This is a genomic window from Salinicola sp. MH3R3-1 (genome assembly GCF_001937155.1).
Taxonomy (GTDB): Bacteria; Pseudomonadota; Gammaproteobacteria; order Pseudomonadales; family Halomonadaceae; genus Salinicola; species Salinicola halophyticus.
The window spans coordinates 84706-103558 of record NZ_MSDP01000011.1 but is presented as its reverse complement, the minus strand read 5'-3'; the positions used below and the strand labels follow the sequence as shown (position 1 = coordinate 103558).

The 18853-nt window shown below is 61.1% G+C and carries 21 protein-coding genes; 7 read left to right on the top strand and 14 right to left on the bottom strand.

What is annotated here, in order from left to right; all coding sequences use genetic code 11:
• The first annotated feature begins 113 nt into the window (after window positions 1-113).
• Both lexA and dinB read left to right on the top strand, forming a co-directional pair.
• Window positions 114-761 (top strand): transcriptional repressor LexA, encoded by a 648-nt coding sequence (lexA, locus tag BTW08_RS08205; protein ID WP_075562032.1) that lies wholly within the window; start codon window positions 114-116, stop codon window positions 759-761.
• Between the two features lie 18 nt (window positions 762-779).
• On the top strand, window positions 780-1850 hold the full coding sequence (gene dinB, locus BTW08_RS08200; protein WP_075562031.1) for a DNA polymerase IV: 1071 nt from the start codon (window positions 780-782) through the stop codon (window positions 1848-1850).
• A gap of 101 nt (window positions 1851-1951) precedes the next feature.
• On the opposite strand, the gene purU is transcribed toward dinB, so the two are convergent.
• Window positions 1952-2800 carry a formyltetrahydrofolate deformylase gene (gene purU, locus BTW08_RS08195; RefSeq protein ID WP_075562030.1) on the bottom strand — a complete coding sequence of 283 codons (849 nt, stop codon included), beginning with the start codon at window positions 2798-2800 and terminating at the stop codon, window positions 1952-1954.
• 505 nt (window positions 2801-3305) lie between these two features.
• Here purU and BTW08_RS08190 point away from each other — a divergent pair.
• On the top strand, window positions 3306-4994 hold the full coding sequence (locus tag BTW08_RS08190; protein ID WP_348638909.1) for a ribonuclease J: 1689 nt from the start codon (window positions 3306-3308) through the stop codon (window positions 4992-4994).
• A 145-nt stretch (window positions 4995-5139) separates the two neighbouring features.
• On the opposite strand, the gene BTW08_RS08185 is transcribed toward BTW08_RS08190, so the two are convergent.
• The 11 genes from BTW08_RS08185 to BTW08_RS08135 all read right to left on the bottom strand — a co-directional run bounded on the left by BTW08_RS08185 (window position 5140) and on the right by BTW08_RS08135 (window position 12508).
• Window positions 5140-5430, bottom strand: a complete 291-nt coding sequence (locus BTW08_RS08185; RefSeq protein WP_075562029.1) for an H-NS family nucleoid-associated regulatory protein — start codon at window positions 5428-5430, stop codon at window positions 5140-5142.
• Window positions 5431-5591: 161 nt separating this feature from the next.
• Window positions 5592-6581, bottom strand: a complete 990-nt coding sequence (gene moaA, locus BTW08_RS08180; protein ID WP_075562028.1) for a GTP 3',8-cyclase MoaA — start codon at window positions 6579-6581, stop codon at window positions 5592-5594.
• A complete protein-coding gene (gene moaE, locus BTW08_RS08175) occupies window positions 6578-7039 on the bottom strand; it encodes a molybdopterin synthase catalytic subunit MoaE (RefSeq protein ID WP_075562027.1) in 462 nt (153 codons plus the stop codon). Before moaE ends, moaA begins: the two co-directional genes overlap by 4 nt.
• A 13-nt stretch (window positions 7040-7052) precedes the next feature.
• Window positions 7053-7835, bottom strand: a complete 783-nt coding sequence (gene moaC / locus BTW08_RS08170) for a cyclic pyranopterin monophosphate synthase MoaC (protein WP_075562026.1) — start codon at window positions 7833-7835, stop codon at window positions 7053-7055.
• A gap of 132 nt (window positions 7836-7967) precedes the next feature.
• Window positions 7968-8543 carry a molybdopterin-guanine dinucleotide biosynthesis protein B gene (mobB, locus tag BTW08_RS08165; protein ID WP_075562106.1) on the bottom strand — a complete coding sequence of 192 codons (576 nt, stop codon included), beginning with the start codon at window positions 8541-8543 and terminating at the stop codon, window positions 7968-7970.
• 47 nt (window positions 8544-8590) lie between these two features.
• The gene (gene mobA / locus BTW08_RS08160) at window positions 8591-9220 is read right to left on the bottom strand and encodes a molybdenum cofactor guanylyltransferase MobA (RefSeq protein ID WP_245392122.1); all 630 of its coding nucleotides are present in this window, start codon (window positions 9218-9220) and stop codon (window positions 8591-8593) included.
• A complete protein-coding gene (gene upp / locus BTW08_RS08155; RefSeq protein WP_075562025.1) occupies window positions 9217-9846 on the bottom strand; it encodes a uracil phosphoribosyltransferase in 630 nt (209 codons plus the stop codon). Before upp ends, mobA begins: the two co-directional genes overlap by 4 nt.
• A 57-nt stretch (window positions 9847-9903) precedes the next feature.
• Entirely contained in the window at window positions 9904-10593 is a 690-nt protein-coding gene (gene ung / locus BTW08_RS08150; protein ID WP_075562024.1) for a uracil-DNA glycosylase, read from the bottom strand.
• Between the two features lie 18 nt (window positions 10594-10611).
• Window positions 10612-11100 (bottom strand): xanthine phosphoribosyltransferase, encoded by a 489-nt coding sequence (gene gpt / locus BTW08_RS08145; protein ID WP_075562023.1) that lies wholly within the window; start codon window positions 11098-11100, stop codon window positions 10612-10614.
• Window positions 11101-11203: 103 nt separating this feature from the next.
• A complete protein-coding gene (locus BTW08_RS08140) occupies window positions 11204-11755 on the bottom strand; it encodes an adenine phosphoribosyltransferase (RefSeq protein WP_075562022.1) in 552 nt (183 codons plus the stop codon).
• A 144-nt stretch (window positions 11756-11899) separates the two neighbouring features.
• Window positions 11900-12508: a riboflavin synthase subunit alpha gene (locus BTW08_RS08135; RefSeq protein ID WP_075562021.1), complete on the bottom strand. Its 609-nt coding sequence runs from the start codon at window positions 12506-12508 to the stop codon at window positions 11900-11902.
• 266 nt (window positions 12509-12774) lie between these two features.
• On the opposite strand from BTW08_RS08135, the gene BTW08_RS08130 reads away from it, so the two are divergent.
• The 4 genes from BTW08_RS08130 to BTW08_RS08115 all read left to right on the top strand — a co-directional run bounded on the left by BTW08_RS08130 (window position 12775) and on the right by BTW08_RS08115 (window position 15985).
• Window positions 12775-13818 carry a methionine ABC transporter ATP-binding protein gene (locus BTW08_RS08130; protein WP_075562020.1) on the top strand — a complete coding sequence of 348 codons (1044 nt, stop codon included), beginning with the start codon at window positions 12775-12777 and terminating at the stop codon, window positions 13816-13818.
• Window positions 13799-14452, top strand: a complete 654-nt coding sequence (locus BTW08_RS08125; protein ID WP_075562019.1) for a methionine ABC transporter permease — start codon at window positions 13799-13801, stop codon at window positions 14450-14452. Before BTW08_RS08130 ends, BTW08_RS08125 begins: the two co-directional genes overlap by 20 nt.
• A 138-nt stretch (window positions 14453-14590) precedes the next feature.
• Window positions 14591-15391, top strand: a complete 801-nt coding sequence (locus BTW08_RS08120; RefSeq protein ID WP_075562018.1) for a MetQ/NlpA family ABC transporter substrate-binding protein — start codon at window positions 14591-14593, stop codon at window positions 15389-15391.
• A 120-nt stretch (window positions 15392-15511) separates the two neighbouring features.
• The gene (locus tag BTW08_RS08115; RefSeq protein WP_075562104.1) at window positions 15512-15985 is read left to right on the top strand and encodes a GAF domain-containing protein; all 474 of its coding nucleotides are present in this window, start codon (window positions 15512-15514) and stop codon (window positions 15983-15985) included.
• A gap of 38 nt (window positions 15986-16023) precedes the next feature.
• Here the strand turns inward: BTW08_RS08115 and BTW08_RS08110 are convergent, their stop codons facing one another.
• Window positions 16024-16857 (bottom strand): HDOD domain-containing protein, encoded by an 834-nt coding sequence (locus tag BTW08_RS08110; RefSeq protein WP_075562017.1) that lies wholly within the window; start codon window positions 16855-16857, stop codon window positions 16024-16026.
• A 177-nt stretch (window positions 16858-17034) separates the two neighbouring features.
• Entirely contained in the window at window positions 17035-18711 is a 1677-nt protein-coding gene (locus tag BTW08_RS08105; RefSeq protein WP_245392159.1) for an ABC transporter substrate-binding protein, read from the bottom strand.
• Window positions 18712-18853: the final 142 nt, after the last annotated feature.

Below are 18853 nucleotides of genomic sequence, written 5' to 3'. Positions count from 1 at the left end.
GTAGCATGCCAAGTTCGAAACGCCTGGCGATTCGACAGGCCAGTACATGCCTGGCAATTCGAAAGGCCCGCACACGCCTGACTGGCATATCGACACGGGCAAGGGAGAGACCGATGGCGAGACCCCTCACCGCACGGCAGCAGAATGTCTATGACTTCATCGTCAAGACAATGAGCGAATTCGGTTACCCACCGACACGCGCCGAAATCGCCCGGGCACTGGGATTTCGGTCCCCCAATGCCGCGGAAGAGCATCTGCGCGCACTGGATCGCAAAGGCGTGATTCGGATGATCCCGGGCACCTCCCGCGGCATTCGTCTGCCGGCGAGTGCCGTCGAGCCCGAACCGGAGGAGGCTTCCCCCCTCGGCCTGCCGATCATCGGGAGCGTAGCCGCCGGTAGCCCGATGCTCGCCACCGAACATATCGATCGCTACTGCCCGCTACCGGCTGACTATTTCTCGCCGAGCGCGGACTATCTGCTGAGAGTTCGCGGTCTCTCCATGAAAGACGCCGGTATTTTCGATGGCGACCTGCTCGCCGTTCACCGTACTCAGCAGATTCGCAACGGCCAGATCGTCGTCGCAAGGCTCGAGGACGATGTCACCGTCAAACGCTTCCAGCGTGAAGGGCGCCGCGTCACGCTGCTCGCCGAGAATCCCGACTTCGAACCGATCGTGATCGACCTCGAGCATCAGCATCTCGAAATCGAAGGGCTTGGCGTCGGCGTCATCCGTGGCGGCAACGGCGCCGGCCTGCATTGATCGCGCGCTTCTAGCGACATGCGCAAGATTCTGCACGCCGACTGCGACTGTTTCTACGCCGCTGTCGAAATGCGCGACGATCCCGCGCTGAAGGAAGTCCCTCTGGCGATCGGCGGCAGCGCCGATCGTCGTGGTGTTGTCGCGACCTGCAACTATCCCGCTCGACACTACGGCGTGCATTCGGCCATGCCCACGGCCAGAGCATTGCGACTCTGCCCTCAGCTGAAAATTCTGCCACCGGACTTCAACAAGTATCGAGATGTCTCGCAGCAGATTCAGGCCATCTTCCATGAACTGACACCGTGGGTCGAACCGCTGTCTCTCGACGAGGCCTACCTCGACGTCACCGAGGTCACCCGCTTTCAAGGCAGTGCTACCTGGATGGCCCAGTGGCTGAAGCAGGAAGCGTTGGCGAGAACCGGCATCGTGATCTCGGTCGGAGTCGCGCCCAACAAGTTTCTTGCCAAGATCGCCAGCGACTGGGACAAACCCGACGGCCTGTTCGTGATTCCCCCCGACCAGACGGAGTCCTTCATCACCGACCTGCCGGTCAAGAAACTTCACGGCGTCGGGCCGGCCACCGCCGCCAAGCTCGACTCGCTGGGCATCGCCAATTGCGCCGATCTACGCGCCCAGCCGCTGGACCGATTACTCGATCAGTTCGGCAAGTTCGGACGGCGGCTTCACGAACTGGCCCAGGGTGTCGACGAGCGACCTGTCAATGTCTACCGCGAACGCAAGTCGGTCAGCGTCGAAACCACCTATGATCGCGATCTGCCCGCGCTGGCCAGTTGCCATCAGGCACTGATACCGCTGATCGAGAAACTGCACGAACGGCTGGCGCGGCACGGCGATCCCGCCATCAACAAGCAGTTCATCAAGGTACGCTTCAACGACTTCGCCAGCACCACCCAGGAAACCGGCGCCAGCGGGATCATCGACGCGCGGTTTCACGAGCTGCTCGAGAGCGCCTGGCATCGCGGGGAACGGCCGGTCAGACTGTTGGGCGTCGGCGTGCGCCTGCTGCCGGAGCAGGATCAACGCCAGCTGACGCTGTTCCAGGACATCGACCCGACGGACGCGGTCTGAGCGTTATCGCCTCGTGTCTCTCGCTGCCATCTCGCTGCCACCTCGCAGCCCGCCGTCGCTCGTCTCCTCGCGTCGGGCGACCGTTCTCGGCGCTAGCGGCGTCAGGAAAAAACCACGGTCTTGTTACCCTGAACGAGCACCCGATCCTGCAGGTGCCAGCGCAAGCCGCGGGCGAGCACGGCCTTTTCCACGTCGCGACCCAGGCGCACCAGATCCTGGGGCGTGTGGCAGTGCGAGACGCGCTGGATGTCCTGCTCGATGATCGGCCCGGCGTCCAGATCTTCGGTGACGAAGTGACAGGTGGCACCAATCAGCTTGACGCCACGCTCGAACGCCTGGTGGTACGGTTTGGCGCCGGCGAAGGACGGCAGGAAGCTGTGATGGATATTGATCACTCGGCCCGCATAGCGCTGGCAGATATCGGGTGGCAGGATCTGCATGTACCGGGCGAGTACCACGCTATCGGCCTGTGCGGCCTCGATCAGACGTTCGGTCTCGGCAAAGGCGGGAGTCTTGTCGTCGGGATCCACCGGGACGTGATGAAACGCTATCCCGTACCACTCCACCAGCGAGCGCAACGCCTCATGGTTGGAGATCACGCAGGGAATATCGCAGTCGAGCTCCCCGACCGACCAGCGATAAAGCAGATCGACCAGACAGTGGGATTCTCGCGAGACCATGATGACCACGCGCTGACGGCGGGCGGAATCGGTGAGCCGCCAGGTCATCTCGAACGCTTCGGCAATGGGCGCGAATGCTTGCCGAAAGGCCTCGGCACTCAAGGTATCCGACTGAATATCGTAACGCATGAAGAAGCGTCCGACGTCTAGGTCGGAGTGCTGGTTGGCTTCGATGATCGAACCGTTTTGTGCCGCGATGAATCCTGCCACGCGAGAGACGATCCCGACGCGATCGGGGCATGAGACGATCAGACGATAATGGTGCGACATAACTCTCGCGCGACTCCTGCTGGGTGGCTCGAATCCAGAAAACTCGAGTCAGGGAAATTCAAATCAGGGAAATTCAAATCAGAGAAATTCAAATCAGGGAACTCGAAATCAAAGGCGTGACAGGATCAGGGCTCGACGCGAAACGGCCACCATTCGAATAGGCCAAACGTCATGGCAGCTCACCATGAAACCTCACCATGAAACCTTCCCATAAAACCCCGATGCACATCGAGTGGCTCGGCGATCGGGAAGCGGCCACAGGCATCGCCGACACTGCTTGGTAAAACGAGGGCGCTCCGCCTGACGCAGGAACGCAATCCCGGACGACGCGCCGACTATAAACGCCTGACAGACGTGCAGGGTATAACGTCGCTGCAGCCCGCCTGACACCTCGCCGGGCCGCATTGTACCCGATCCCTCGATGACGGCCAGCGCAACGCGAGGTTTGAGCGGGCCGAGAGGCATGACTTATAGTGAAAGCAGATTTCACCCTTTAAGGATGCCGATGTTCCGTCCGCGCGCGCAGATACGCCCCCGCTCTTACCCACCGCTACTGTTCCATCCCCTGGGTGGCTGCGGTGAAATCGGCATGAACCTGTCGCTCTACGGCTATGACGGCAACTGGATTGGCGTCGATTGCGGGATGATGATCCGCCAGGACCTGCCGGATCAGCCTTTGCAGATTCCCGATATCGAGCATCTGGCGACCAATGCCATGGTGCCCTCGGCGGTCTTCATCACCCACGGCCATGAGGATCATCTGGGCGCCCTCGCCTGGATCTGGCCGCGCTGGAACTGCCCGGTCTATGCCACTCCGTTCGCGATCGAAATGCTGCGCAGCAAATTTCTGGAACAGGGCCTCAGGACCGATGCCCTCAAGCCGATTCAACCCGGCGCCTGCGTCGCCATCGGTTCGTTCGAGGTAACCTTCCTGCCGGTAACGCACTCGATACCGGAGAGTTGCGCGCTCTCGATCATTACGCCCCGCCATCGCATCCTGCACACCGGCGACTGGAAACTGGACGAGCGACCGCTCATCGGCGCGCCGCTCTCCGCTGCCCAGTTCAAGGCATTGGCGCCGGTCGACCTGGTCGTGGCCGATTCGACCAACGCCGATGTCGAAGGGCATTCACGCAGCGAAACGGAAGCTGCCAGCGCGCTGGAAGCGGTCATCGAGAATTGTCGCGGGCGTGTCATCGTCAGTTGCTTCGCCAGCAACATCGCGCGGATCAAGGCGCTGGGAAAGATAGCGGAACACACTGGGCGGCGAGTCGCGCTGCTCGGCCGCTCGATGGAGCGCATGGTGGCGATTGCGCTCCAGCTCGGCTATCTGGACGACTTTCCCCCTCGGGTCCCGGCGCATGATCTGGGTTATCTGCTACCCGAGGAAGTGCTGATCATCGCCACCGGCAGTCAGGGCGAGCCGCGTTCGGCGCTATCGCGGATGGCGCAGGGCCGACACTCGGCCGTCGATCTGCAGCCCCAGGACGACGTGATCTTTTCGGCTCGCGCCATTCCCGGCAACGAGCGACTCATCGGTCGCCTCAAGGCCGGTTTCAAGCGAATCGGCGTCAACATCCATGACGAACACACGGACCCCGCGCTCCATGCCTCTGGGCACCCGGCTCGCGAGGAACTACGCCAACTCTATGCCTGGCTGCAGCCGAAGATGCTGCTGCCGGTCCATGGCGAAGCCACACACCAGGAAGCGCATCGCGAACTGGCTACGGCGCTCGGCATCCATGTCCCCCAATTGGTCAAGAACGGCAACGTGCTGGCGCTGGAATCCGAGACGCTGGTAATGAAAGACCAGCATCATTTGCGACCTCAGCTGATCGCCTCACGCATGCGACCCGGTGAACGAACGTCGCCGGTATCGGCCCGCCAGCATGCGTTGACATTGTCGCTGGCGCTCAACGTGCTGCCGACCGAAACCGGTTGGACCCGCATCGGCCGATTGCTGTGGGATAGCGAAGTTGCGCTACCGCTCGACGAAGAGGCGCTGGCCGACTGGCTGGATGATCGAATCGACATGATTCCGGCCGAAACGCTATTACAACTGCGCCAGCAGCTCTTTGGCCCTCTACGCGAGTGGTTGCACGAACGACTGCCGGCGCTGCCGGAAATCCACCTGCAGTTGATGCCTGCGGACCCTCAGCCGGAATATGAAGTGCGCTCGGTATCTTCTCGCTGAATCATCGATAGAAAAAAGCGCGTCCGTTGTATAACGAACGCGCTTCTTTCGACTGGCCAGCACCCACCCGGTCTGACCTGGATGACCTGGATGACCTTACCGCTAGCGACAATAGCGAATAAGGTTCCGGACATCGCGATCCGATTCAGCCTTTGTTGGCATTCTTCGGCGGGCGGCCGCGACGCTTGCGCGGCTGCTCTCCCACCAGATCATCCATCGACAATCCAGCGCTATTCATCGCCTCGCGGATTTCGGCCAGCTTCTTCTGCTTGTCAGCCTCTTCCTTTAGACGCTCGTGATCTTCTTCCTGCTTCTGTTCGATCACTTCGACGATGACTTCGGAGAGCTTATGTAACTGCTCCATGCTCAGTTGACGTGCAGCGGCACGAGCAACGTTTTTATTACGAGCGATGCGTTCCAGAGACTCGGTGGACATCGTCCTCTCCTTGCTAGATTTCGACACGACATTAGGCCGGATGTTTTGTTGAAAGTATATTCTCACCACCCCTTTTGGCAAGAAATTAAATCAAAAAAGGCACGCCTATTAAGCGTGCCTTTTTTGATTCAAATACTTTCCGGGGTTAATGGTAAAGCGCTTCAACCACCCGTCATATTCATGAAGCGAACAACTTGCACGTCTCCGTCCGTCGAGAAATGATGACGCTCCGGCTTCAAATCCATCGCCTCGATAATCTGCTCCTTGAGAGGTTCCAGTTCGCCCGGATAGCGACGCAAGGTATCGCGCAGATCCACCGAGTGCTCGTTACCCAAGCAGAGCAACAACCTGCCCTCGACCGTGACGCGCACACGATTGCAAGTGCTGCAGAAATTGTGGCTATGGGGAGAAATGAAGCCGACACGACTCTCGCTGCCGGGCATGCGGAAGTAGCGCGACGGCCCCAGAGTCGATTCCGTCGACGGCATGAGAGCGTAGCGAGACTCGATGCGGGACTGTACGTCATCGCTCGAGTAAAAGGTTTCTCCACGCGAGTGATCCGAGACATCCCCCAACGGCATTTCTTCGATGAAACTGATATCCAGCTGCTCGGTGCGGGCGAAGTCGACCAGATCCAGCACTTCATCGTCATTGCGTCCACGCAGAATGACGGCGTTGAGCTTGATACGTTCGAAGCCGGCGTCCTGCGCGGCGTGGATACCGTCTATGACCTTGCCCAGATCTCCGGTTCGGGTCAGCCGCTTGAACCGTTCGGGATCGAGAGAATCCAGACTGATATTGAGACGAGTCATGCCACCCGCTTTCAGCGACCGCGCGTAACGGGGCAGGCTGGCCCCGTTGGTGGTCATGGCAAAATCCTTCAGACCCGGCAGGCCACCGATGTCTGCCACCAGATCATCGATCCCCTTGCGTACCAGCGGTTCGCCGCCGGTGAGCCGTATCTTTTCGACGCCCAGCTCAGTGAAAGCGCGCGCGACCTGATGCAATTCTTCGAGCGTCAGGACCTGGGCTCTCGGCAGGAATGTCATCTCTTCGCTCATGCAGTAAACGCAGCGAAAATCACAGCGGTCGGTGACCGAAATTCGTACGTACCGAACCTGACGCGAAAACTTGTCGATCAAAGCGGTCATGAATGCTCCCAGCGATCCGCAGCTTCGCGGTCGCTTTGCCGTTCCGAGACCCAATAGGAGCCACTCTCGGTGTGCTCCTTTTTCCAGAAAGGGGCCCGCGTTTTCAAAGTGTCCATGATGAAGTCACACGCCTCGAAAGCCGCGTGACGATGTGCGCTAGCCGCCATCGCGAGAACGATGGCCTCTCCCGGCTCTAGACGACCAATGCGATGAATGATGGTGACGCCCTGTAACGACCAGCGGTCACTGGCTTCCTGAGCTATCGCGTGAAGCGCCTTCTCGGTCATCCCCGGAAAGTGTTCCAGGGTCAGCGCCGTCACGTCGGGACGCTCGTTGAAGTCGCGCACCCATCCGGTAAAACTGACCACGGCGCCGATGTCGCAACGACTCTCTGTCAGTGCGAGCTGTTCAGCGCCAACGTCGAAAGTCGTCTGCTGAACCCTTATCGCTATCGTCATGTGTCCCCTCCGTTCAACCACCGGTGACCGGCGGGAAGAAAGCGATTTCGTCACTCGGCGCTATCGGAGCATCATCCTGACTCATGGCCTGATTGAGCGCGCAAAGAACGCGCTGATGCAGCAATGCCTTGAATTTGGGATCCCGGTCGATCAATGCCAGCTTGATGCCCGCGATATCGCGAGACGGAATCCGCTCCCAATCCAGCGTCAATTCGGCGATGGCGAAGCGTTCCCGAAGCTCGGCGAGAAAGTGTATCGTGACGGTGTTCGCGACGGATGACGCCTCCTCATTGAATGCCGCAATCTCGTCCGATTCAGGCCCTGATTCACGCGACCAGTCACCGGAGCGTCCGCCGCGTTTTTCTTCCAGGCGGACGCCGTCGATAGTCATCCCCTTGTCGACCGCCTTGCACATGTCATAAAGCGTCAGGCACGCGACCGAGACCGCTGTCAGTGCTTCCATCTCGACACCCGTGCGCCCATTGAGACGACAGAACGCCTCGACATGCACGCAGTTTTGCGACGTATCCAGCCTGAATTCGACGCTGACTTTCGATAGTGCCAGTGCATGACACAGCGGGATCAGTTCGTGGGTTCGCTTGGCGGCCTGGATGCCGGCAATTCGGGCAGTCGCAAGGACGTCTCCCTTTGGCAGTCCGCCTTCGGCCAGCAGTGCCAAAGTCGCAGCCTGCATGTGAATCGCACCACAGGCACGCGCTTCACGTCGCGTCTCCTGTTTATCGGCGACATCGACCATATGCGCTTCGCCTCGCGCGTTGAGATGCGTGAGCGTCATGCGGATTTCGCCTCGCTTCTAATCGTGTGAGATCAAACGGACAGTGTAGTGTGGCTGGCGCGTTGATGCCTGTCATTCACATGGCACACATCATGACAGATCGATAGAAAGGCCGACTCCGGAGCGGATCGTTCAATTTCGCTCGGCCTGCTCACGGATCGCCCAATCGACGATCCAGTCGAGAATCGCCTCGCGATCGTCCAGCTCGAGCCGGGCCACTTTCGCCGGCAATCGCGCCAGAATCTGCGGCGGTGTGTCCGCGGATTTGAAGGCTACCGCTTCGACCCAAGCATCGTGCTCGGCCAGCAGCGGTCGGCCATCATCGCCGCGATACAGTTCCAGCTTGGGAATCGGCCACGTCTTGAACCCTTCGACCAGAATCAACGCGGGTTTCAGGGCCGCGACCTGCGCCACCAGCGCCGGCAGGTCTGGTTCCTGCTGGCCGGGGGTTTCCATCATCAGCGCGAAGCGCCGTCCGGAGGCCACGACCATCGGCGCCGCACCGGCCTCTCGCAGGCGGTGGCTATCTTTACCCGGCGTATCGATGTCGAATTCATGGTGGGCGTGCTTGATCACCGCCGCCGGCCAACCACGCTGGCGTAACCCTGGCAGCAAGGCTTCCAGCAGCGTCGTCTTGCCGGTACCGCTCCAGGCAGCAACGCCGAGCAGCGGAATCGAGCCTTTGGCAAGGATGACGTCATGAGGCATGACAGCACCCGGATTGTCATTGCCGGGCGCAGCGTCGTCCGGCTGATTCATCGGCGTGTCTCTCTGTCGCATCCTGATGAGCCGGTTGGCGCTTTGCCCGCGCGGTCCGCCCACTCGTGCTCCTGCGGGGTGTTGAGATTGGTGAACTCGGCCTCCCGGTTGGAGAATTCGACCCGACACCAACGGTGCCGATCATACCAGCCGATCACCTTGCCACCGCCGGCCTCCAGCCATTCCGCCAGGTCCTCGTGAAGCGAACTGCGGATCAATGCGACCAGCGGTTGGAGCCGCTGTCCGTCATGCGCGACGACGACGTCCGCCTCGCCCATCGAACTCGACAGTCGAGGTACCAGATCGGACGGCAGCCAAGGCATATCCACCGGCGTCAACAGAACCCAGGGCGTGGAGACGAGCGGCAACGCACTCGAAAGGCCGGTCAGCGGGCCGGGATAGTCAGGCAGCGAGTCGGTGGCGACGGCATGGCCCAGGCGTCGATAGTCGTCGACGTGGCGATTGGCACTGATGACGATCCGATCGACCTGAGGCGCCAGCCGGCGCAGCGCACGCTCGACCAGCGGCTCCCCGTCGAGAGACAACCAGCCCTTGTCGACGCCGCCCATGCGCCGCCCGCGACCGCCGGCAAGCAGTACGCCCGTCACATCGGAACGTTCGATCACCGCGTGCCGAAGATCTTGTCGCCGGCGTCGCCCAGACCCGGGACGATGTAGCCGTTCTCGTCGAGTCGCTCGTCGATGGCCGCGGTGTAGATCTCGACATCGGGATAGGACTGCTGCACCCGCTCGATCCCTTCCGGCGCCGCCACCAGCACGATCACCTTGATCTGCTGGCAGCCTCGCTCCTTGAGCATGTCCAGCGTCGCGACCATCGAGCCGCCCGTGGCCAGCATGGGGTCGATGACGATCGCCAGACGCTCGTCCAGATCGCTGACAAACTTCTCGAAATAGGGCACCGGCTCCAGCGTCTCTTCGTTCCGATAGAGCCCCACCACGCTGATGCGCGCACTGGGAATCAGGTCGGTGACGCCATCTAGCATGCCCAGACCGGCACGTAGAATCGGCACGATGGTGACTTTCTTGCCCTTGATCTGCTCGACATCGATCGGCGAGCCGTCCCAGCCTTCGATCGTCGCCGGTTCCATCTCCAGATTCTGGGTCGCTTCGTAAGTCAGCAGCTTGGCCACTTCGCAAGCCAGTTCACGAAAGCTCTTGGTGCTGATATCGGCCGCCCGCATCAGTCCGAGCTTGTGTTTGACCAGGGGATGGGAGATGGGATGCACACTCATGATCGGCGCCTTCGTCATAATGGAGGAAACGCCGATATTGTACGCGAGGAGCCGGATTCAGGCGACGCTGGCCGGCAATTGCCACTCGATCGGCGTCAGCCCACGATTGGCGAGAAAGGCGTTGGCCTGGGAAAAGTGGCGCGTACCGAAAAACCCTCGATGGGCGGATAAGGGCGAGGGATGCGGCGCGTGCAGGACCAGATGCTTGCCGCGATCGACGAAGCTCGCTTTCTTCTGGGCATAGCTGCCCCACAGCAGAAATACCACGCCGTCGCAGTGCTCGTTGATGACCTGAATGGCGCGATCAGTGAACGTCTCCCAGCCGCGATTGCGGTGTGAACCGGCATTGCCCTGCTCCACCGTCAGGACGCTGTTCAACAGCATCACACCCTGCTCGGCCCAACTTTCGAGGAAGCCATGATTGACCGGCGTCGTGGCGACGTCGGTGGCCAGCTCCTTGTAGATGTTCTGCAACGAGGGTGGCGTCGGCACGCCAGGGCGCACCGAAAAGCAGAGGCCGTGGGCCTGATGGGGGCCGTGATAAGGGTCCTGGCCCAGTATCACCACCTTGACCCGATCCAGCGGCGTCAGCTCGAAGGCGCAAAACCAGTGCGACGAGTGCGGATAGATAACCTTGTGCGCGGCCTTCTCTTCAGCCAGAAACTCGCGCAGTTTCAGCATGTAGGGAGCGCTGAATTCATCGCCGAGATAGGCGTTCCAGCTGTCCGGTAACGGCGACTGAGACATCGAAGAGCTCCGCGTCAGTCAGGGTTTGGGTGAGCGCATCTGGTCCACCAGCGGCTCGACGTAGGCGTGGCCAAGATCCCAGGGAAACTGGATCCAGCAGTCCTGAGCCACTTCGGTCAGGCACTGGTCGACCAGCGGGCGTCCCTCCGGCTTGGCATAGACGGTGACGAAGTGGGCCTTGGGCAGCATGTCGCGCACGGCCCGCGCCGTCTTGCCGGTATCGACCAGGTCGTCGACCAGCAGCCAGCCGTCACCGTCGTGATCGACGCCTTTCATCACGTCAAGGTCGCCCTGGAATTGTTCGTCGTAGCTCTTGATGCAGACCGTGTCGATCAAGCGGATATCGAGCTCGCGGGCGATCAGCGCAGCCGGGATCAGTCCACCGCGGGTGATCGCGACGATCCCCTGGAAATCACGTTCGACGAGCTGATGGCACAACGCCCGGACATCGCGGTGAAGCTGGTCCCAAGACACGGTGAAATGGTGCTGATAACGATTGGCGGTCATGGCGTATCCAACCTGTGGATCGGGCCGCCATCGGCAGATGGCGGCGGCAGGCCTCTTCTATCGTTTCGAATGGAGGCCTTTTCGAATAACGGCTCCGAGACGTTTACTCGTCTTCGGTAAAGCTACAGACCGCGAAGACGCTATAGCCGGCCTCGCGGATCTTGGCCGAGCCACCCAGTTCCGGCAGGTCGAGGATGGTCGCTGTCTCGACGATGTGGCCGCCGCTGCGTTGAATCAGCGACGCCGCCGCCAGCATGGTCCCGCCCGTCGCGATGATATCGTCGATCAGCACGATGCGATCATGCTCGCGAAACGCGTCGGCATGGAGTTCGACCGTCGACTCCCCGTACTCGAGCGTATAGGTCTCGCTGATCGTTCGAAACGGAAGCTTACCCTTCTTGCGAACCGGTACGAAGCTGCAGCCCAGCTCGTAGGCCAGCGGTGCGCCGACGATGAAGCCGCGCGCGTCGATGGCGGCGATGGCATCGACTTCGAGCTCCTGATAGCGATGCACGAAGCTGTCGATCAGCTTGCGAAACGCGGCGCTGTTCTGAAGCAGCGGCGTGATGTCGCGGAAGTTGACGCCGGCGTGCGGCCAGTCGGGCACGGTGCGAATGACCGACTTGATATAGTCGCCGTAGATACTGCTACTCATCAGGGGAAACTCCATTGGCCGGACACGGCGCGCCGTAAACAGTCAGTCCTGCAACGATGATTCTTGGCGCAAAGGCGCATATGTTACCCAAGCCGAGGCCATGGCGCGAGCCGTGGCCGGCATGGAATGGCCTGTCCTCGACGATCAGCTGCGCGACGCCATTACCCGCTCCACGGTCTCGACGATCGCCTGGGTCTGCGGGTCGATCTCCAGATTGACGCGATCCCCCGGCACTCGTTCGCCGATGGTCGTTCTGACCAGCGTTTCCGGAATCAGATTGACGCAAAACCGCCCGGCTTCCACAGCACCGATCGTCAAGCTGATGCCGTCGACACCGATATAACCCTTGTCGAACACGAAGCGAGCCAGATCCTGCGGTAGCTCGAACCACAGCCGCCGATTGTTGGGCGCTTCGTCGATTTCCACCAGCTTGGCCATTCCCATGATATGGCCCGACATGGCATGCCCGCCGATCTCGTCGCCGAAGCGCGCGGCTCGCTCGAGGTTGACCCGGCCTCCGACACCGAGATCACCCAGATTGGTCAGCCGCAGCGTTTCACGCATCAGATCGAAACTGACGTTTTCCTCGTCGATCGCCGTCACCGTCAGACAGCAACCGTTATGGGATACCGAGGCCCCCAACGTCAGGCCTTCGCGCATCGCCGCCGACATCGCCACCACATGGGTGTGCAACTGCTCACGCTCCTCGATCGCTATCACGGTACCCACATCCTGCACGATCCCGGTAAACATGAACCTCACTCCTGGCCTGAACGGATAGCTAGCCGCCGATGACAGACACGCTCGGCGGGCAACAAGAACGAGAATTCTAGCACGCTGGCGATGCCTGCCAGGAAATCGGCGCGCTTGCTGTACGACATCCCGCGGTCGCTCCGACCCGGCGAGATCCGTATACTACTGCGCTCATCGACGCGGGTCTGACGCCGTTGGCGCCCTATCGGCGCGGTAGACGACGCCCCGCTTTTCCGACTCTCAGCCAGACGCTTTCGACACGCCCAATGATCTCACTGGACAACGTTTCCAAAACCTACGGCAGCGGGCCCGGCGCCGTGCAGGCGCTGAAGGACATCGACCTGCAGGTGCCGAAAGGCACGATTCACGGCGTCATTGGCCTTTCCGGCGCCGGCAAGTCAACCCTGATCCGCTGCGTCAATCTGCTCGAGCGGCCGACCGCCGGTCGCGTCATCATCGACGGGCAGGAACTGACCGCCATGGACGCCGCCGCGCTGCGCCAGGCGCGCCACCAGTGCGGGATGATCTTCCAGCACTTCAACCTGCTGACCAATCGTACCGTCTACGACAACGTGGCGTTGCCGCTGGAATTGATGGGCCAGTCGCGCCAGGCCATTCGCGAACGCGTCACGCCGCTGCTCGAGATGACGGGCCTCGCCGACAAGACGACGCAATATCCGGCGCAGCTGTCCGGCGGCCAGAAACAGCGCGTGGCCATTGCCCGCGCCCTGGCCAGCCGGCCCAAGGTGCTGCTCTGCGACGAGGCGACGTCGGCGCTCGATCCGCAGACCACCGCCTCGATCCTGACGCTGTTGCAGGAGATCAATCAGCAGCTTGGGCTGACCATTCTGCTGATCACCCACGAGATGGAAGTCGTAAAGACCATCTGCCATCGAGTGGGGCTGATTTCCGATGGCCGCCTGGTCGAGGACGCGGATGTCGGTGACTTCTTCACCTCGCCTGGCACGCAGCTGGGTCGGGAATTTCTGAATGACTTCCTCAAGCTGGAAGCACCCCAGGCCCTGATCGAACGCCTGGAACCGGAAGCGGGAGCGAACACCCACCCAGTGGTGCGACTGACGTTCTCCGGCGACAGCGTGGCCACCCCGCTGATTTCGCGGCTGGCCCGTGAACATGGCATCGACGTCAGCATTCTGCAGGCCAAGGTCGAATCCATTCAGGGCCGCACGCTGGGCCTGATGATCGCCGAATTGATGGGCAGCGCCTCGCAGACCCGGCAAGCGCTGGCAACGCTCGAATCCTTTGATCTGCAAGTGGAGGTAATGGGTCATGTCCAGCGCCCTGATTGATCTCGTCTGGCAGTCCACGCTCGAGACGCTCTACATGGTTGCCGTCGCCGGCATCCTGTCCACGCTCATCGGCGTGCCGCTCGGCGTGTTGCTCTACGTCACTCGGCCACGCCAGATTCTGGCCCAGCCGATCATCAATACCCTCCTCGGTATCGTCACCAATGTCGGCCGTTCGGTACCGTTCATCATCCTGCTGGTGGCGATCATTCCGTTCACCCGCATGATCGTCGGCAGCTCCATCGGCACCAATGCCGCCGCGGTACCGCTGACCATCGCCGCCATTCCGTTCGTCGCCCGGCTGGTCGAGGGTGCGCTTAACGAGGTTTCTCCCGGCCTGGTCGAGGCCGCGCAGTCGATGGGCGCGACACCGATGCAGATCATCATGAAGGTGCTCCTGCCGGAAGCCCGGGGCGGCATCATCAACGGTCTGACGATCACCGTCGTCGCCCTGGTCAGCTATTCCGCCATGGCCGGCGCGGTGGGTGGCGGCGGGCTGGGTGACCTGGGTATCCGCTACGGCTACAACCGCTTCAACCCGACCGTGATGCTGATTACCGTGGTCGTGCTCGTGGTCATGGTGCAGCTGTTTCAGAGCCTGGGGGATTATCTGGTGCGCAAGAGCGATCACAAGTGATTGCCGACGGCCACTAGATTAATAACCAGAATGAATTACCGCGGCCGTTGTTATTCCGTTATATTTCAGCGGTCGTCAGACGCCGACAAGAGCGTCGGCCTCAATCATCGATAGCAATATCCTCAGGGAGAGTCGCCAATGCCGATTTCAATCACACGCACGCTGGGCGCTGCCGCGCTGAGTCTGGGCCTGGTCGCCGGTGGCGCTCATGCCGCCGATGACACCATCAAGGTCGGCACCATGGCCGGTCCCGAGACCGATGTCATGCAGGTGGCCAAACAGGTGGCCAAGGAAAAGTACGGCCTCGATGTCGAGATCATCGAGTTCACCGACTACGTCACGCCCAACGCGGCACTGGCGGACGGCAGCCTGGATGCCAACGCCTACCAGCACGAGCCGTACATGCGCTCGATGGTCAACGACCGCGGTTATGATTTCGCCGTGGCCGGCAAGACCTTCGTCTACCCGATCGGCGCGTACTCCGCCAAGTACGACAGCATCGACGATCTGCCGGATGGCGCGACCATCGCCGTTCCCAACGATCCGACCAACGAAGGTCGCTCGCTGATCCTGATGGACAAGCAGGGCCTGATCACGCTCGACGATGACGAGAATCTGGAAGCGACGCCGATCGACATCACCGAGAACCCGCACGACTACTCGTTCAAGGAGATCGAGGCCGCCCAGATGCCGCGCGTACTGCAGGACGTCGACATGGCCTTCATCAACAGCACCTTCACGCAGCCCGCCGGTCTGACACTGGACGATGCGCTGATCAAGGAAGGCCCGGGCTCGCCCTACGTCAATCTGATCGTCGTTCGGGGTGGCGATCAGGATCGCAAGGAGATTCAGGAACTGGTCAAGGCCTATCAGTCCGATGCCGTTGCCGACAAGGCCCAGGAACTGTTCCAGGGTGGCGCCGTTCCCGGCTGGAAGTGAGCTCGGCGGCGTCACCAATGTGACGAGCCAGGCATCATGATCATCACGAAACCAGCGCCCGAGGCGCTGGTTTTCGTTTCTCGGTTGACCTTTTTTCGTTCATTTTTCGAGGAGACCACGATGACCGACTACGATTCCCTCGAGCGCCAGCTGACAGCGCTGTTGGATACGCGCGACTGGCTGACCAACTCAGCCCAGACCAGCGCCTTCCTGATGCAGACACTCGAGAAGCTGAATTGGGTCGGCTTCTATCTGCAGCGCCAACCGGAGACGCTGATTCTGGGCCCGTTCCAGGGCCAGCCGGCGTGCAACCCGATTCCGTTCTCCAAAGGCGTCTGCGGTGCCGCCGCACGTTCGCGCCGGACTCAGCGCGTCGACGACGTTCACGCCGTCCCCGATCATATCGCCTGCGATGCGGCGTCGCGTTCGGAGCTGGTCGTCCCCATCATCATCGACGACGAAGTCTGGGGCGTGCTGGATATCGATAGCCCCGAACCGGCTCGATTCACGGCCGAGGATCAAGCGGGTATCGAGCGTCTGTGTCATGTTTTCGCCGCCGCCAGCGACCTCCACGAGAGCGTCGGACAAGACTGAAATCCTGAAACCGGACTGTCGAGCGCACGATGTCGGCTTCAATCCAGAAACACGCCCAGCTCGTCATCCGTGCGCACTATCTGCAGGATATCTTCATAGAGCGACAGCAGATCCAGCGCCAGCGGACGACGAATCTCGCGCGGCATTTCTCCCAGGGCGTGCTCTTCACGACGCCCGCCGGCGATATTCCGGTACAGGCCGATCGCCAGATGGACGGCAGCGGCGTAGGGCGAGAAAGGCACGGCCTCCAGTGGCTTTCCCTGATACGTCAGAGCATTGCAGATCGTTTGCGGGAAGCGCCAGCGGCGCCCCAGCTCGGCACCCACTTCGCTGAACGTGTAGCCGAACTGGTTGGCTTCCAGCTCGATCCGCGGCGCGCCCTGCTCGACCAGTGCATCGATCCGCTGCATCGTTTCCGGGTGGCCGATATGCATCAGCGCGGAGCCCACGTGATGCAGAATGCCACAGGTGAACGCGGTCTCCGGCGCCAATTCCCCCAGCTTGCTGTGTTGGACGATCGTACGACTCAAGTTGGCGACCATGAACGACTCGCGCCAAAAAGCCTTGCGGTCGAGTCCGGGCACCTCTCTGAGCATGGATACCAGGCCCGAAGCGATCACCAGCGTGCGTACACGGTCGAAGCCCAGCAGCAGCAAGGCATCATCGATCGTGGCCACGTTTCGCCCCACGCCATAGCGCACGGAGTTGGCGGAGCGTAATAGTTTCAGGCTGAGGCTGGGATCCCTGCGGATGATGGACGACACCCGATGAATGCTGATCCGGTCATTGTCCAGACTGGCGATCAGCTCGGTGACCACGGCGGGTACGCTAGGTAACTGATGAATGTGTTCGAAAAGCGAATTCAATGACATGTTTCACTCCAGCTATTCCCCAATATTATCTGTCGCTCCACGAAAAGTCCTGAGGCCGGCATAAGTTAACCCAATGGCCGGAATGACAAACAAAAACCCCGCCGGTAAACCGGCGGGGAGATCGTCGCCTTGGCGACGCGATAAGTTGATGTTGCAGGTGACTGCCGAGTCAGTCGCTCAGCTCTTCTGCCAGGATTTCACCATCTCGTCGTAAGGGACGGTCTTGCCCTGCGGTTTCTCGTTGTCGAGTTTGGGTTTGGGCGCACCGGGCTGATCCAGCCAATACTGCGCATCGCGAGGTTCGTTCAGCTTGGGCCCGCAGTTTGGCTGGACATTGGCCCGCTCCAGACGCTCCATCATCCGATCCTGGGCGTCCGCCAACCCATCCAGGGCTTGCTGCGCGCTGGTTTCACCGCTGACCGCCTGGGAAATATACTGCCACCACAGCTGCGCCAGCTTGGGATAGTCCGGCACGTTGGTGCCGGTCGGCGACCACTGCAGTCGCGCCGGGCTACGATAGAACTCGACCAGGCCACCCAGTTTCGGCGCGGCGTCGGTCATCGCCTGGGACTGGATGTCGGATTCCCGGATCGGCGTCAGCCCCACCAGCGTCTTCTGCAGCGAGACCGTCTTCGAGGTCACGAACTGCGCGTAGAGCCAGGCGGCGAGACGGTTCTTCTCGGGCGTCGATTTCATGAAGGTCCAGGATCCGACGTCCTGATAGCCCTTCTTCATGCCGTCTTCCCAATACGGCCCCACCGGTGATGGCGCCATCCGCCACTTGGGCGTGCCATCCTCGTTGACCACCGGCAAACCCTTCTGAGTCATGTCGGCGGTGAAGGCGGTGTACCAGAAGATCTGCTGAGCGACATTACCCTGCGCCGGCACCGGCCCGGCTTCCGAGAACGTCATGCCCTGGGCTTCCGGGGGCGCATAGGCATGCAGCCAGTCGATGTACTTCTGGGTCGCGAACACCGCGGCCGGGCCGTTGGTGGCGCCACCGCGGGTAACGTTCGAGCCCACCGGCCGACAATCCTCGACCCGAATTCCCCACTCGTCCACTGGCAGGCCATTGGGGATGCCCTTGTCGCCGGCCCCGGCCATCGAGAACCAGGCGTCGGTGAAACGCCAGCCCAGCGAGGGATCCTTCTTGCCGTAATCCATGTGGCCGTAGACCCGTTGGCCATCGATGTCGTGGACGTCATTGGTGAAGAAGTCGGCGATATCCTCGTAGGCCGACCAGTTCACCGGCACGCCCAGGTCGTAGCCGTACTTTTCCTTGAAACGCGCCTTGAGATCGGGATCGTCGAACCAGTCGGCGCGGAACCAGTAAAGGTTGGCAAACTGCTGATCCGGCAGCTGATAGACCTTGCCGTCAGGTCCGGTGGTGAACGAGAGGCCGATGAAGTCATCGAGATCCAGTGTCGGCGAGGTCACCTCGGCGGCATCGCCTTTGATCATGTCGGAAATCGGCACCACCTTGCCGTAGCGGAAGTGGGTGCCGATCAGATCGGAATCGTTGACGTAGGCATCGTAGATGTTGCGGCCGGACTGCATCTGCGTCTGCAGTTTCTCGATCACGTCCCCTTCCTGGATCAGATCGTGCTTCAGCTGAATGCCGGTGATCTCGCTGAACGCGCGGGCCAGAACCTCGGATTCATACTTGTGCGTCGTGAGCGTCTCCGAAACGACGTTGATCTGCATGCCACGGAACGGCTTGGCGGCATCGATGTACCACTGCATCTCGTCCATCTGCTGTTCTGGTGTGAGTGTCGAGGTCTTGAACTCGTCACTCAGCCAGCGTTTGGCGGCATCCTGATACTGATCGGCGATCGCGGTTCCCGAGACGGCCATCAAACCGGCAAGGCTGATGCCGATGCTCAGTGGCAGTCGGCGTCGCGATCTGGCGTGCTTGATATCGAACATAGCGTTAACCCTCTTTGTTATCCTTACTTCGTTTGCTGTCGTGGCGCTATCCGATGAAGAGCGGTGATCC